Origin of the sequence: Actinomycetospora rhizophila (assembly GCF_042657905.1) — a bacterium.
Taxonomy (GTDB): domain Bacteria; phylum Actinomycetota; class Actinomycetes; order Mycobacteriales; family Pseudonocardiaceae; genus Actinomycetospora; species Actinomycetospora rhizophila.
Genome location: NZ_JBHSKG010000028.1, coordinates 33,961 through 47,649, shown reverse-complemented (window position 1 = coordinate 47,649; position 13,689 = coordinate 33,961). Strand labels below are relative to the sequence as shown.

At 69.8% G+C, this 13,689-nt stretch carries 7 protein-coding genes; all 7 read right to left on the bottom strand.

Features of this window, described 5'->3' with window-relative positions:
- Positions 1–69: 69 nt before the first annotated feature.
- Positions 70–2,172: an elongation factor G gene (gene fusA / locus ACFPK1_RS31550; protein WP_378024904.1), complete on the bottom strand. Its 2,103-nt coding sequence runs from the start codon at positions 2,170–2,172 to the stop codon at positions 70–72.
- Between the two features lie 100 nt (positions 2,173–2,272).
- Positions 2,273–2,743: a 30S ribosomal protein S7 gene (gene rpsG, locus ACFPK1_RS31545; protein ID WP_274280597.1), complete on the bottom strand. Its 471-nt coding sequence runs from the start codon at positions 2,741–2,743 to the stop codon at positions 2,273–2,275.
- 1 nt (position 2,744) lies between these two features.
- Positions 2,745–3,119, bottom strand: a complete 375-nt coding sequence (rpsL, locus tag ACFPK1_RS31540) for a 30S ribosomal protein S12 (protein WP_116708457.1) — start codon at positions 3,117–3,119, stop codon at positions 2,745–2,747.
- 864 nt (positions 3,120–3,983) lie between these two features.
- A complete protein-coding gene (locus ACFPK1_RS31535; RefSeq protein ID WP_378024903.1) occupies positions 3,984–7,892 on the bottom strand; it encodes a DNA-directed RNA polymerase subunit beta' in 3,909 nt (1,302 codons plus the stop codon).
- 83 nt (positions 7,893–7,975) lie between these two features.
- Positions 7,976–11,461, bottom strand: coding sequence for a DNA-directed RNA polymerase subunit beta (gene rpoB, locus ACFPK1_RS31530; protein WP_378024902.1), 3,486 nt, complete (start codon positions 11,459–11,461; stop codon positions 7,976–7,978).
- 416 nt (positions 11,462–11,877) lie between these two features.
- A complete protein-coding gene (locus tag ACFPK1_RS31525; RefSeq protein WP_378024901.1) occupies positions 11,878–13,029 on the bottom strand; it encodes a hypothetical protein in 1,152 nt (383 codons plus the stop codon).
- A gap of 32 nt (positions 13,030–13,061) precedes the next feature.
- Positions 13,062–13,679, bottom strand: a complete 618-nt coding sequence (locus tag ACFPK1_RS31520) for a hypothetical protein (protein ID WP_378024900.1) — start codon at positions 13,677–13,679, stop codon at positions 13,062–13,064.
- Between the last annotated feature and the right edge of the window lie 10 nt (positions 13,680–13,689).

The window sequence follows — 13,689 nt, the reverse complement described above, 5'->3', positions numbered from 1 at the left end:
AGCGAAAGCCCCGCGACGGCCCGCGACCTGGTCCGCGACCCGGGCTCGCACCCGGGTCACGGACCGGCGTCACTCGCCGGTCGCCTTGGCGATGATCTCCTTGGCCACGTTGGCCGGGACCTCCGCGTAGGAGTCGAACTGCATGGAGTAGTTCGCCCGGCCCTGGGTCCGCGACCGCAGGTCGCCGACGTAGCCGAACATCTCCGAGAGCGGGACGATCGCGCGCACGACGCGGCCGCCGGCCCGCTCCTCCATGGCCTGGATCTGGCCACGGCGGGAGTTGAGGTCGCCGATGACGTCGCCCATGTACTCCTCGGGCGTGTTGACCTCGACGGCCATCACCGGCTCGAGCAGCGCGGGGTCGGCCTTGCGGGCCGCCTCCTTGAGCGCCATCGACCCGGCCACCTTGAACGCCATCTCCGACGAGTCGACCTCGTGGTACTGCCCGTCGAGCAGCGTCAGCTTGAGCCCGACCATCGGGTAGCCGGCCACGATGCCGTACTGCATCGCGTCCTGGGCGCCCTCGTCCACCGACGGGATGTACTCCCGCGGGACGCGGCCGCCGGTCACCTTGTTGGAGAACTCGTAGAGCGGGCCGTCGGCCGTCTTCTCGAGCGGCTCGAGCTTGATGATGACGCGGGCGAACTGCCCCGAGCCACCGGTCTGCTTCTTGTGCGTGTACTCGTACTTCTCGACCGTCTGCCGGATGGTCTCGCGGTAGGCCACCTGCGGCTTGCCGATGTTGGCCTCGACCTTGAAGTCCGACTTCATCCGGTTGACCAGCACCTCGAGGTGGAGCTCGCCCATCCCCGAGATGATCGTCTGGCCGGTCTCCTCGTCGAGGTTGACCCGGAAGGTCGGGTCCTCGTCGGCGAGGCGCTGGATGGCCGTGGAGAGCTTCTCCTGGTCGGCCTTCGACTTCGGCTCGACCGCGACGGAGATGACCGGCTCCGGGAAGGTCATCGACTCGAGGATCACCGGGTTCTGCGGGTCGCAGAGGGTGTCGCCCGTGGTCGTGTCCTTCAGGCCCACCACCGCGTAGATGTGGCCGGCGCGGGCCTCGTCGACCGGGTTCTCCTTGTTGGAGTGCATCTGCAGCAGCTTGCCGATGCGCTCCTTCCGGTCCTTGGTCGAGTTGATGATCTGCGTGCCCTGGGCGAGCTTGCCCGAGTACACGCGGACGTAGGTCAGCTTCCCGTAGAACGGGTGCGCGGCGATCTTGAACGCGAGCGCCGAGAAGGGCTCGTCGGTGCTGGCGTGCCGCTGCACCGCGGTCTCGCCGTCGAGCAGCGTGCCGTTGACGGCGGGCACGTCGGTCGGCGCCGGGAGGTAGGCGATGACGGCGTCGAGCATGGGCTGGACGCCCTTGTTCTTGAACGCCGAGCCGCAGATGACCGGGTAGTAGTCGCCGGTGACCGTCACGGCGCGGATGCCGTGCTCGATCTCCTCGACCGTGAGGTCCTCGCCGGCGAAGTAGCGCTCCATGAGCGCCTCGTCGTTCTCGGCGATGGCCTCGATGAGGGCGGTCCGGTACTCCTCGACCTCGTCGGCGCGGTCGGCCGGGATCTCCTCGACGGCGTAGTCCTCGCCCTTGGAGACCTCGCCGCGCCAGGTCAGCGCGCGCATGCGCACCAGGTCGATGACGCCGTAGAACTCCGACTCCGACCCCATCGGCAGCTGCAGGACCAGCGGCTTGGCGCCGAGGCGGTCCTTGATGGTCTGCACGGTGAAGTAGAAGTCCGCGCCGAGCTTGTCCATCTTGTTGACGAAGCAGATGCGCGGGACGTTGTAGGTGTCGGCCTGACGCCACACCGTCTCGGACTGCGGCTCGACGCCCTCCTTGCCGTCGAAGACGGCGACGGCGCCGTCCAGGACGCGCAGGGAGCGCTCCACCTCGACCGTGAAGTCGACGTGACCCGGCGTGTCGATGATGTTGATCTGGTGGTCTTTCCAGAAGCAGGTCGTCGCGGCGGACGTGATCGTGATGCCGCGCTTCTGCTCCTCCTCCATCCAGTCCATCGTGGCCGCGCCGTCGTGGACCTCACCGATCTTGTAGTTGATGCCGGTGTAGAACAGGACGCGTTCGGTCGTGGTGGTCTTGCCCGCGTCGATGTGGGCCATGATCCCGATGTTGCGGACCTTGCCCAGGTCGGTCAGCACGTCGCGTGCCACGAGATTCCTCTTCCCGTCGGGTCGTCGCCGCGGGTCCCGCGGCGGATGTTTCTCGGGTCCTCCGAGCCCCGGATGGTTCGCACCCGGGCGCTCGGCCGGATCACCAGCGGTAGTGCGCGAACGCCTTGTTCGACTCCGCCATCTTGTGGGTGTCCTCGCGGCGCTTCACGGCCGCGCCGAGGCCGTTCGACGCGTCGAGCAGCTCGTTGGTGAGCCGGTCGATCATCGTCTTCTCCCGGCGGGCCCGGGAGTAGGTGATCAGCCAGCGCAGCCCGAGCGTGGTCGAGCGGCCGGCGCGGACCTCGATCGGCACCTGGTAGGTCGCGCCACCGACGCGGCGGCTGCGGACCTCGAGGGCCGGCTTGACGTTGTCCAGCGCCCGCTTGAGCGTGACGACGGGGTCGGCGCCGTTGCGCTCCCGGCAGCCCTCCATCGCCCCGTAGACGATGCGCTCGGCCAGCGAGCGCTTGCCGTCGACGAGCACCTTGTTCACCAGCTGCGTCACGAGCGGCGACCCGTAGACCGGGTCGGCGACGAGCGGACGCTTCGGAGCGGGTCCCTTGCGCGGCATGTCAGCTCTTGTCCTTCTTCGTCCCGTAGCGGCTGCGGGCCTGCTTGCGGTTCTTGACCGCCTGCGTGTCCAGCGCACCGCGAATGATCTTGTAGCGAACGCCCGGCAGGTCCTTCACACGACCGCCGCGCACGAGCACGATCGAGTGCTCCTGCAGGTTGTGGCCCTCACCGGGGATGTAGGCCGTGACCTCGATGCCGTTGGAGAGCCGGACGCGCGCGACCTTGCGCAGCGCGGAGTTCGGCTTCTTCGGCGTGGTGGTGTAGACGCGCGTGCAGACGCCGCGGCGCTGCGGGCTCCCCTTGAGGGCCGCGGTCTTGGTCTTCTCGACCTTGTCCTCGCGGCCCCTGCGGACCAACTGCTGGATGGTGGGCATCGACCGGCTGTTTCCGTTCCTCTGCTGCTGTCTGATCGGGCTGCTGCTCCGCGTCCGGCACGTCTGACGTACCGACCGGCCACACGGGGGGCGCCGAGGTCCTCGGGGTTCTCGGACCGGCGCACCGCACATCCGGGGCACGCGGAGCGACCCGACCACGTCGGGCACTGGACACCAGGGTACGCGCGTGCGTGCGGGCACGACGCAGCGGGTCGGATCCGGGTGCCGGACGCCGCCTGCAGCGGCCCGGCGACGCCGTCGGTGTCCTCGCCGCGGCCCCTCGGTCGTCCTCGACCTGCCCTCGCGGGTGGCCATGCCGACGCGGGTGACTGCACCGCACCGACCGGACTGGAGGCGAGGATACCGCGGCGCGCCCGACCCGCAACCCGCCCGCGACCCGTGTCCTCGTGACCGATACAACGCCGTCCGGGCCCCGGCGATTCCCGGTGCGCGTGCGGGACCGTCCGGGCAGCGAGGGACGCCCTCGCCCCGCCTCGCCGGGGTTCGGCGGGGTTCGCCGCCCTCCCGATCCGAGCGAAGGTGCCCTTCGCTCGGAACACTGGGCGGCGCGTCGCCGTGGCGAGATCACGGGCACCTGGTCCACGTCGGACCGCCGCCCCGGGTGCACGGCGTGCCCGTGATCTCGGGAGCTCCGCCGCGGTCGGCGCCGCCCCGGGTCGCCGGGAGATCAGCAGCCGGCACGCGATCCGGCGGAGGGCACCTCTCGCTCGGTAGATCGAGCCAGGGGCCCCTTCGCTCAGAACCTCCCCGCACAACTCCCCCGCACGCGACTCCCCCGCACACGACGGAGGGCGCCCCCGCCAGCAGCGGGGACGCCCTCCGGTGTCGTGCGGGACTACGGGGTCAGCGGAACTGGCCGAAGTCGTAGTCGTCGAGCGGCACCGCCGCGCCGGTGCCCGAGCCGAAGACGTCGGGGGCGTAGTACCCGTCGTCGTAGCTGGGCAGGGCGTAGGCCGCCGCGCGCGCCTCCTCGGTCGGCTGGACCTGGATGTTCCGGTACCGGTTGATGCCGGTGCCGGCCGGGATCAGCTTGCCGATGATGACGTTCTCCTTCAGCCCCACGAGGCTGTCGGACTTCCCCTCGATCGCCGCGTTGGTCAGGATGCGCGTCGTCTCCTGGAAGGAGGCGGCGGACAGCCACGACTCGGTGGCCAGCGAGGCCTTCGTGATGCCCATGAGCACCGGGCGGGCCGCCGCCGGGTCGCCGCCCTCGGAGACCACCTTGCGGTTGGCCGCCTCGAACTCGGCGCGGTCGACGACACCACCGGGCAGGAACTCGGTGGCACCCGAGTCGATGATCGTCACCCGGCGGAGCATCTGCCGGACGATGACCTCGATGTGCTTGTCGTGGATGGACACACCCTGCGACCGGTACACCTTCTGCACCTGGTCGACGAGGTGCAGCTGCACCTCGCGCGGGCCCATCACGCGCAGGACCTCGTGCGGGTCGGCCGTGCCCTCGAGCAGCTGCTGCCCGACGCCGACGTGGTCGCCGTCCTGCAGCGGGCGCTCGGACCCGTCGACCGTGAGGGTCGCGAGCCGCTGGCGCTTGGACAGCTTGTCGTAGACGACCTCCTCGCTCCCGTCGTCCGGGATGAGGGTGATCTTCCAGAACTTGTCGCCGTCCTCGAGCTGGATGCGGCCGTCCACGTCGGCGATGGGCGCCTTGCCCTTCGGGACGCGGGCCTCGAAGAGCTCCTGGACACGCGGCAGACCGGTCGTGATGTCCTCGCCCGCGACGCCACCGGTGTGGAAGGTGCGCATCGTGAGCTGCGTGCCGGGCTCACCGATCGACTGCGCGGCGACGATGCCGACCGCCTCGCCGACGTCGACGAGCTTGCCGGTCGCCAGCGAGCGGCCATAGCACATCGCGCAGACGCCCTGGGCCGAGTCGCAGGTCAGGACGCTGCGGACACGGACCTTGCCGACGCCGGCGCCCAGGAGGGCGTCGATCGCCTGCTGGCCGATGTCGGCGCCGCGGTCGAGCAGCACGTTGCCGGCGTCGTCGGTGACGGCCGAGGCCGCCGTCCGGGTGTAGACGCTGGTGTCGACGTGCACGTCGCGGACGAGCCCGTTCGGGCCCTCCTCGCCGATCGGCATCGGGATGCCGCGCTCGGTGCCGCAGTCGATCTCGCGGACGATGACGTCCTGCGAGACGTCGACCAGGCGCCGGGTCAGGTAGCCCGAGTCGGCGGTGCGCAGCGCGGTGTCGGCGAGACCCTTGCGCGTGCCGTGGGTCGAGATGAAGTACTCGACCACCGAGAAGCCCTCGCGGAAGTTGGACTTGATCGGCCGCGGGATGAACTCACCCTTGGGGTTCGCGACCAGGCCCTTCATGCCCGCGAGCTGGCGCACCTGGGTCATGTTGCCGGCCGCGCCGGAGGCGACGATCCGCGAGATCGAGTTGTCCGCGGGGAAGTTGTCCTCCATCGCCTTGGCCACCTCCTCGGTGGCCTGGCCCCAGATGCGCACCATCTCGTCGTTGCGCTCCTGGTAGGAGAGCGCACCGCGCTGGTAGCGCTTGTTGACCTGCTCCGCGCGACCCTCGTACTCGTCGAGGATCTCCTGCTTGCGCGGGGGCACGACGACGTCGTCGATCGCGATGGTGACCCCGGAGCGCGTGGCCCAGTGGAAACCGGCGTCCTTGAGCCGGTCCAGGGTCATCGCGACCTCGGTCATCGAGTAGCGCTCGGCGAGGTCGTTGATGATCGCGGCCTGGCGCTTCTTCGGGAGCTGGTCGTTGACGAAGGGGTAGTCCTCCGGCAGCAGCTCGTTGAAGAGCACCCGGCCCAGCGTGGTGTCGGCGAGCCACGGCTTGCCCGGCTCGTACTCCCCGTTGGTCATCCCGGGACCGGGCACGACCGAGCCGTCGACGCGGATCCGGCACGGCGCCTGCAGGTCGAGCGACCCCAGGTCGTAGGCCATGATCGCCTCGGCGGGCGACGAGAACGCCTGGCCCTCGCCGGTGGTGCCCTCGCGACGCTGGGTCAGGTAGTACAGGCCCGTCACCATGTCGAGGCGGGGCATGGCCAGCGGCTTGCCCGACGCCGGCGACAGGATGTTGTTCGCCGACAGCATGAGGATGCGGGCCTCGGCCTGCGCCTCGGCGGACAGCGGCAGGTGGACCGCCATCTGGTCACCGTCGAAGTCGGCGTTGAACGCCTCGCAGACGAGCGGGTGCAGCTGGATGGCCTTGCCCTCGACCAGCTGCGGCTCGAAGGCCTGGATGCCGAGGCGGTGCAGCGTGGGCGCCCGGTTGAGCATCACCGGGTGCTCGTTGATGACCTCCTCGAGCACGTCCCAGACCTGGCCGCGCTGACGCTCGACCATCCGCTTCGCGGACTTGATGTTCTGGGCGTGGTTGAGGTCGACCAGCCGCTTCATGACGAACGGCTTGAACAGCTCGAGCGCCATCTGCTTGGGCAGGCCGCACTGGTGCAGCTTGAGCTGCGGGCCGACGACGATGACCGAACGGCCGGAGTAGTCGACGCGCTTGCCGAGCAGGTTCTGACGGAACCGGCCCTGCTTGCCCTTGAGCAGGTCGGACAGCGACTTCAGCGGGCGGTTGCCCGGGCCGGTGACCGGCCGGCCGCGGCGGCCGTTGTCGAACAGCGCGTCGACGGCCTCCTGCAGCATCCGCTTCTCGTTGTTGACGATGATCTCGGGCGCGCCGAGGTCGATCAGTCGCTTGAGGCGGTTGTTGCGGTTGATGACCCGGCGGTACAGGTCGTTGAGGTCCGACGTCGCGAAGCGGCCACCGTCGAGCTGCACCATCGGGCGCAGGTCCGGCGGGATGACCGGGACGCAGTCGAGCACCATGCCGGTGGGGCGGTTGCCCGTGGCCTGGAACGCCGCGACGACCTTGAGCCGCTTGAGCGCGCGCAGCTTGCGCTGCCCCTTGCCGCTGCGGATGGTCTCGCGGAGGTTGTCGGCCTCGGCGTCGATGTCGAAGGTCTCCAGGAGCTTCTGGATCGCCTCGGCACCCATGGCGCCGGTGAAGTAGTCCGCGTAGCGGTCGTAGAGCTCGCGGTACAGCGTCTCGTCGGAGATGAGCTGGCCACGGTCGAGCTTGGTGAACGTGGTCCAGACCTCGTCGAGGCGGTCGATCTCCCGCTGCGCACGGTCGCGCAGCTGGCGCATCTCGCGCTCGCCGCCCTCCTTGACCTTGCGCCGCACGTCGGACTTCGCGCCCTCGGCCTCGAGCTCGGCGATGTCGCTCTCGAGCTTCTGGGCGCGGGCCTCGAGGTCGTTGTCGCGCTGGGTCTCGAGACGCTTGCGCTCGCCCGAGATCTCGTTCTCGAGCGTCGACTGGTCGTTGTGCCGCTGCTCGGTGTTCACCTCGGTGATCACGTAGGCAGCGAAGTAGATGATCTTCTCGAGGTCCTTGGGCGCCAGGTCCAGCAGGTAGCCGAGACGCGACGGGACACCCTTGAAGTACCAGATGTGCGTGACGGGCGCGGCCAGCTCGATGTGGCCCATGCGCTCGCGGCGCACCTTGGCGCGGGTCACCTCGACGCCGCAGCGCTCGCAGATGATGCCCTTGAAGCGGACGCGCTTGTACTTACCGCAGTAGCACTCCCAGTCCCGAGTGGGGCCGAAGATCTTCTCGCAGAAGAGGCCGTCCTTCTCGGGCTTGAGCGTGCGGTAGTTGATGGTCTCGGGCTTCTTGACCTCGCCGAAGGACCACTGGCGGATGTCGTCGGCGGTGGCCAGACCGATCCGCAGCTCGTCGAAGAAGTTGACGTCGAGCAAAGGTTCTCCCCTGGATGGGTGAGCTGTTTTCTAGAGGGGCCCACAGGCCGGCCCCGAGGTGACCCCGGGGCCGGCGAGCGAGGTCAGTTCACGACGTCGTCGACCGACGGCGACTCGTTGCGGGACAGGTTGATGCCGAGGTTCGCGGCCGCGCGCTCGAGGTCCTCGTCGTCGCCGTCGCGCATCTCGATGGCGGCGCCGTCGGACGACAGCACCTCCACGTTGAGGCAGAGCGACTGGAGCTCCTTGAGCAGCACCTTGAACGACTCGGGGATGCCCGGCTCGGGGATGTTCTCGCCCTTGACGATGGCCTCGTAGACCTTCACGCGGCCGAGCACGTCGTCGGACTTGATGGTCAGCAGCTCCTGCAGCGTGTAGGCCGCGCCGTAGGCCTGCATGGCCCAGCACTCCATCTCGCCGAAACGCTGACCGCCGAACTGCGCCTTCCCGCCCAGCGGCTGCTGGGTGATCATCGAGTACGGCCCGGTCGACCGGGCGTGGATCTTGTCGTCCACCAGGTGCAGCAGCTTGAGGATGTACATGTAGCCCACCGCGATCTGGTGCGGGTAGGGCTCGCCGGTACGTCCGTCGAAGATCTGCGCCTTGCCGTCCTCGCCGACCAGTCGCACGCCGTCGCGGTTGGGCAGCGTCGACCCGAGCAGACCCGAGATCTCGGCCTGGCGGGCACCGTCGAACACCGGCGTCGCGGTGTTCGTGTCGGGCTCCACCCGGCGCATGTCGTCGGGCATGGTCACGGCCCACTCGGCCGTGTTGTCCGGGTCGACCTCCCAGCCGCTCTTCGCGATCCACCCGAGGTGGGTCTCGAGCACCTGGCCGATGTTCATCCGTCGCGGCACACCGTGGGTGTTGAGGACGATGTCGACCGGCGTCCCGTCGGCGAGGAACGGCATGTCCTCGACCGGCAGGATCTTGCCGATGACGCCCTTGTTGCCGTGGCGGCCGGCGAGCTTGTCGCCCTCAGAGATCTTGCGCTTCTGGGCCACGTAGACGCGGACCAGCTCGTTGACCCCGGGCGGCAGCTCGTCGTCGTCCTCGCGGGAGAACACCCGGATGCCGATGACCTTGCCGGTCTCGCCGTGCGGGACCTTCAGCGAGGTGTCGCGCACCTCGCGCGCCTTCTCACCGAAGATCGCGCGCAGCAGGCGCTCCTCCGGCGTCAGCTCGGTCTCGCCCTTCGGCGTCACCTTGCCGACGAGGATGTCGCCGTCCGCGACCTCGGCACCGATGCGGATGATGCCGCGCTCGTCGAGGTCGGCCAGGACCTCCTCGGAGACGTTCGGGATGTCCCGGGTGATCTCCTCGGCGCCCAGCTTGGTGTCGCGGGCGTCGATCTCGTGCTCCTCGATGTGGATCGACGTCAGGACGTCGTCCTGCACGAGGCGCTGCGACAGGATGATCGCGTCCTCGTAGTTGTGGCCCTCCCACGGCATGATCGCCACCAGGAGGTTCTTCCCGAGGGCCATCTCGCCGTCCTCGGTGCACGGCCCGTCGGCGAGGACCTGGCGGGCCTCGACGCGGTCGCCCTCGGAGACGATCGGCTTCTGGTTGATGCAGGTGCCCTGGTTGGACCGCGTGAACTTGTGGAGACGGTGGGTGGTGCGCTGCCCCTCGTCGTCCATGATCGTGATGTAGTCCGCGGAGAGCTCCTCGACCACACCGGCGCGGTCGGTGGCGATGACGTCACCGGCGTCGACGGCGGCCCGCAGCTCCATGCCCGTGCCCACCAGCGGCGACTCCGAGCGCAGCAGCGGCACCGACTGGCGCTGCATGTTGGCACCCATCAGCGCGCGGTTGGCGTCGTCGTGCTCGAGGAACGGGATCATGGCCGTCGCGACCGACACCATCTGGCGCGGCGAGACGTCCATGTAGTCGACGCGCGCCGGCGCGATGAGGTCGACGTCGCCGCCCTTGCGGCGGACCAGGACGCGGTCCTCGGTGAAGTGGCCGTCGTCGTCGAGCGGCGCGTTGGCCTGCGCGACGACGAAGCGGTCCTCCTCGTCCGCGGTCAGGTAGTCGATCTGGTCGGTGACGACACCCTCGACGACCTTGCGGTACGGCGTCTCGATGAAGCCGAACGGGTTGACCCGCGCGAAGCTCGACAGCGAGCCGATGAGGCCGATGTTCGGGCCTTCCGGCGTCTCGATCGGGCACATGCGGCCGTAGTGCGACGGGTGGACGTCGCGGACCTCCATGCCCGCGCGCTCACGCGACAGACCGCCCGGACCCAGCGCCGAGAGCCGGCGCTTGTGGGTCAGGCCCGCGAGCGGGTTGGTCTGGTCCATGAACTGCGAGAGCTGCGAGGTGCCGAAGAACTCCTTGATCGCGGCCACGACGGGCCGGATGTTGATCAGGGTCTGCGGCGTGATGGCCTCGACGTCCTGGGTCGTCATGCGCTCGCGCACGACGCGCTCCATGCGGGAGAGACCCACCCGGATCTGGTTCTGGATGAGCTCGCCGACGGTGCGCAGGCGGCGGTTGCCGAAGTGGTCGATGTCGTCGGTCTCGACCGGGATCTCACCGGAGCCGTCGGGGGCCTCGACCTCGGTCTCCCCCGCGTGCAGGCGCACGAGGTAGGAGATCGTGTTGATGATGTCGTCCTCGGTCAGCGTGCCGGTGGACGGCTCGACGTCCGACCCCAGCTTCTTGTTGACCTTGTAGCGGCCGACCTTGGCCAGGTCGTAGCGCTTGTCCTTGAAGAACAGGTTCTCCAGGAGCGTCTGGGCGCTCTCGCGCGTCGGCGGCTCGCCCGGACGCAGCTTGCGGTAGATGTCGAGCAGGGCCTCGTCCTGCCCGGCGGTGGAGTCCTTCTCCAGGGTGGCCAGCAGCGTCTCGGAGAAGTGGAACTTCTCCTGGATCTGCTCGGTCGTCCAGCCCAGCGCCTTCAGCAGCACGGTGACCGGCTGGCGGCGCTTGCGGTCGATGCGCACACCGACGGTGTCGCGCTTGTCGACGTCGAACTCCAGCCACGCACCGCGGCTGGGGATGATCTTGACGCTGAAGACGTCCTTGTCGGTGGTCTTGTCGACCGAGCGGTCGAAGTACACCCCGGGGGAACGGACGAGCTGCGAGACGACCACGCGCTCGGTGCCGTTGATGATGAAGGTGCCCTTGTCGGTCATCACGGGGAAGTCGCCCATGAAGACCGTCTGGCTCTTGATCTCGCCGGTGGTGTTGTTGGTGAACTCGGCGGTGACGAAGAGCGGCGCCGAGTACGTCATGTCCTTGTCCTTGCACTCCTCGACGGAGGCCTTGACCTCGTCGAAGCGCGGGTCGGAGAAGGACAGGCTCATCGAGCCGGAGAAGTCCTCGATCGGGGAGATCTCGGAGAGGACCTCCTCCAGGCCACCGACGGGGAGATCCTCACCCGCCTCGACGCGACGCTCGAACCACTCCTCGCTGCCGACCAGCCACTCGAACGACTGGGTCTGCAGGGAGAGCAGGTCGGGAACCTCGAGAGGCTGGTCCAGCTTGGCGAAAGAGACCCGGGTGGGCGCCCCGGGGAACGACGCGTGGTGGTTCGAGACCTTGGTGGCGCGGGTAACTGCCAAGATGCGTCCTTCCGGAACAACGCTGTCTGAACGCTGTCAGTAGCTTCACCGTCCGGAGGGCAGCGCAGCGCCCCGGTCGGCGTGGACGCGGCCCGGGCGTCGGCACACGGGTGAGCGAAACAGACGTAGGGCAGCGCGATCCGACAGTCTAGCCACGCATGGTGGCACCTGTCGAACGGCCCCCCTCGTGACGCGCCGGAGGAGGAGCGTCCGCACGAAGCGGGATCGACCTCCGGGGTCTGACGCAGGGGCGCCGCGCTGCGAACAGAGTGACCGCCCGTGCCCCCGGAGTCAAGTGGGACTCGCTGGGTGTCGCCCGGCCAGCAGAGTGGACCCGGCGCAGGTCAGGACATATGCGAACGCGCCGGGCGGGCCACGATCAGGTCGTGGCCCGCCCGGCGCGTCGTGGAACGGATCTAGCGGTTGGCCGTCAGGGGCGTCAGCTCGGCCAGCTTCCAGCGCCCGTCGACACGCTCCATGTCGAGGCGCAGGAGGCCGGGGGCATTCGTCGACTGGCCGGTCGTGGTGCGCTGAGCGGAGAACTGGGTGAGCGCCATGACGGTCGCCCGGTCGTCGCGCATCTCGGTCACGCCGATGTTCACCACGGTGGCCGTCTGGCGCAGCTGCTGCTGCTGGGCCGGCTGCCGGATCGTCTGGTCGAACACCGACATGTACCGCTGGGAGAACTGGCCCGTCGACATGGTCCGCGCGGCGTCGGCCGAGTCGTCGAGGCGGGAGAAGTCGTACGAGAAGATCTTCTCGATCGCCTCGCGGCTCTGCCCGACGAGCTCCGCGGTGCCGCCGACGTCGACGACGGCCCCGTTGCTCACGGGTCCGCTCGTCCATGCCTCGCGGCCCTTCCAGAACGCCAGCCCGCCCAGAACGAGGCAGAGCACGATCGCGACGACCAGGGTGATCGGCAGCGCCCGCGACCCGGCGAAGCGGCCCAGGGCCTCCCGCTGGCGCACGAAGCGCCGCGGGGCCGACTCCGGCTCGCCCTTCCGGACCCGGGTGGGCCTGGCGGCGCGCGTCGGCCGCGCCGTCTCGACCTCCTCGGCCGGCACGGCGCGCGGGGTCATCCGCGTCCCCCGCCGGGCGCGGTTGGTCCGCGGGGCCGCCACCGTCGTCGCGGCGGCGGTCTTCGCGTCGGCCGAGTCCGTCGCGTCGGTCGAGTCCGTCGCGTCGGTCGAGTCCGTCGCGTCGGTCGAGTCCGTCGCGTCGTCCGCCTGCTCGCCGGCGTCGGGGGTGGCCGGGGCCGGCAGGGCCGTCGTGTCGGCCGTCGCGGTGGCGGCGTCGGGCTCGGCAGCGGGCGTGTCGGGCTCGGCCACCGGGGCCGCGTCGTCCGTCGACGGTGCGGGCTCCGGGGTGACCTCGGCCGGCGTGGCCGCGGGCGCCTCGACCGGCTCCGCCGGCGACGCCACCGGCGTCTCGAGGCGGTCCTCGAGCTCCGGCGACGCGACGTCGTCGATCGGCGGCGCCCCGGCGCCCGCGTGGGCGTGCTGGCGGAGTCCGGCGACCTTCGGGCGGCGGTTCGTGGAACCGGGCTTGGTGCGGGAGCGGGGTGGCACGGTCACTCCCCCTTTCTTCTGGTCGGCCGCGGCTACTGCTGTCCGGTCGAGGGCGTCGCCTTGGCGGCCTTCCAGCCGTCCGGCGTGCGGACCATCTCGACGAGGAACAGCTGCTGCTTGGACTGGGGCTGCGCGGTGGCGCTGCGGGCGTTGACGTCGATCGCCACGACCGCCGAGGCCGTGGGCGGCTCGTGCGCGGGATCGAAGGCGGTCAGGGCCGCGGAGACCGGGGTCGCGATGACCTCGGCCTGCGACTGGCGCAGGTTCTCGGCGAACTGCTGCCGGACCCGCTGGTACTCACCGAGCATCGGCTCCGTCAGCGACGACTGGGCGGCCTCGAGGTCCGCGTCCAGCGTCGACGGCCGCACCGTGTTGATGTTGACGACGATCTGCTCGGCCGCGTCGATCGCCTCGTCGCGCATGGCCGCGGCGTTCGCGTCGTCGCTCTGCGTCCCGGTCCACCAGTACACGCCGCTGGCGACGGCGGCGGCGAGCGCCACGACCGTCAGCACGGCGAGCACGGTGACCAGACGCCGGCGGCGCTGCTCGGGGGTCGCCGCCTTCTTCTTCGTGGCCTCGTCGTTCTCGGGGGCCTTCTGGGCCGTCGTCGGGGACGTGGCGCTCAGCTCCTCAGGTCGTCCGCCGGGCAAGGGGGAGCGC

Coding starts and splice junctions, on each gene's coding strand:
- rpsG (WP_274280597.1), bottom strand. CDS start 2,743: ATGCCGCGCAAGGGACCCGCTCCGAAGCGTCCGCTCGTCGCCGACCCG.
- rpsL (WP_116708457.1), bottom strand. CDS start 3,119: ATGCCCACCATCCAGCAGTTGGTCCGCAGGGGCCGCGAGGACAAGGTC.